The 1,734-nt window shown below is 69.6% G+C and carries 1 protein-coding gene; it reads left to right on the top strand.

Annotated features, from left to right (window positions below; translation table 11 throughout):
• On the top strand, nt 1-1,734 hold a 1,734-nt coding region (locus tag BZL41_RS00430), incomplete at both ends, for a condensation domain-containing protein (protein WP_143517992.1).

Genomic DNA, 1,734 nt, shown 5'->3' with positions numbered 1-1,734 from the left:
CTCGCTGCTGGCCACCGTGCTGCTCGCCCGACTGCGCCAGGAGCATGGCCAGGCGCCGGCCCTGCGCCAGTTGTTCGAGCAGCCGACGCTGCGCGCCTTCAGCGCCCTGCTCGATACCTCGGCATCCGGTACCGTCGCCGAGTTGACGCCGCAGCCGCGCCCCGAGCGCCTGCCGTTGTCCTACGAGCAGCAGCGCCTATGGTTCCTCGAACGACTGGCACCGGGTTCGGGCGAATACAGCATCAACAGTGCGCTGACGCTCACCGGGGAACTCGATGTCGAGGCGCTGCGCCAGGCCTTCGAGACGCTGGTCGAACGCCACGCCATCCTGCGCAGCCGCCTGCACGACGACGACCAGGGCGGCCAGTTGCTGATCGACGCGCCGAGTCGTTTCGAGCTGGCCGTGGAGGACTATGCCGGCACGCCGGCCGATTGGGCCGAGTACCAGCGCCAGGTCGCAGAGGCCGAGTCCGAACGCGCCTTCGACCTGACCCACGAGCATCCGCTGCGGGTACGCCTGGTGCGTTCTACCGACGCCGGCCAGGCCCTGCTGCTGCTCAGCTTGCATCACTGCGCCGCCGACGGCTGGTCGCTGCAGGTGCTGCTGGACGAACTGGCCGCCGGCTATCGCGCCGCCCGCGAGGGGCGTCGCGCCGAGCTGCCGACGCTGCCGGTGCAATACGTCGACTACGCCCTGTGGCAGCGCAGCGAGGCGCGCCAGCAGGTCTATCGCCAGCAGCTGGAGTACTGGCAGAACCGCCTGGAGAACAGCGACTACCGTCTCGAGCTGCCCACCGACCTGCCGCGTCCGGCCAGCCTCGACAACCGCGCCGGCACCTGCTTCGCCCAGGTGCCGGCAGCCCTGGCCGAGCGCCTGCGGCGCTTCGCCCGCGAGCGCGAGGTCACTCCGTTCATGCTCCTGCTGGCCGGCCTCAAGTTGTTCCTCGGCCGCTACAGCGGCCAGCAGGACCTGCGCATCGGCACGCCGGTGGCCAACCGCCGCCTGCAAGCCGTGCAACCGCTGATCGGCTGCTTCGTCAATACGCTGGTGATCCGCTCCGACCTCGCCCCCGAGCAGCGCTTCGGCGACTATTTGCTCCAAGTCAGGCAGGCCGTGCTGGACGCCCAGGAACACCAGGACGTGCCCTTCGAACAGGTGGTCGAACACCTGGCACCGGAGCGCGATCTGGCGCACACGCCGCTGTTCCAGGTGGCCTTCGTCATGCAGAACAGCACGCGCGGCGCGCTGCAATGGCCGGGCCTGCGCCTGCAGCCGCTGGACATCCGCTCCCCGGCGGCCAAGTTCGACCAGAACTGGGAAGTGCACGACGACGGCGAAAACCTGTCGGTGATGCTGGAATACCGCGCCAGTCTGTTCCACGAAACCACCATGCAGACCTGGTTGGAGCAATGGCTGGCTTTCCTCGAATGCCTGCCGGAGGCCGTTGACACCCCGCTCGCCCGGCTCACGCCGCTGAGCGAGGCGGATCGCCAGCTTCAGTTGCAGCACTGGAACGCCACGGCGCGCCACTACCCCGGCCCGGCGACCCTGAGCGAGGCCCTGTCGCTCCAAGCGCAGCACTGCCCCGAGGCGCCGGCACTGGTGTTCGAGGGCGAAACCCTCAGCTACGCCGACCTGCACCGGCGCGCCGACCGTCTGGCGCAGGCCCTGACTGCCCAGGGCATCGGCCGCGAACAGGTGGTCGCGGTGTGCCTGGAGCGCAGCGTCGAGCT

Source organism: Pseudomonas sp. PIC25, from assembly GCF_002286785.1.
In the GTDB taxonomy this organism is placed as follows: Bacteria; Pseudomonadota; Gammaproteobacteria; order Pseudomonadales; family Pseudomonadaceae; genus Pseudomonas_M.
Note: the sequence above shows the minus strand (reverse complement) of the source record. Positions and strands in the feature narration are given on the sequence as shown.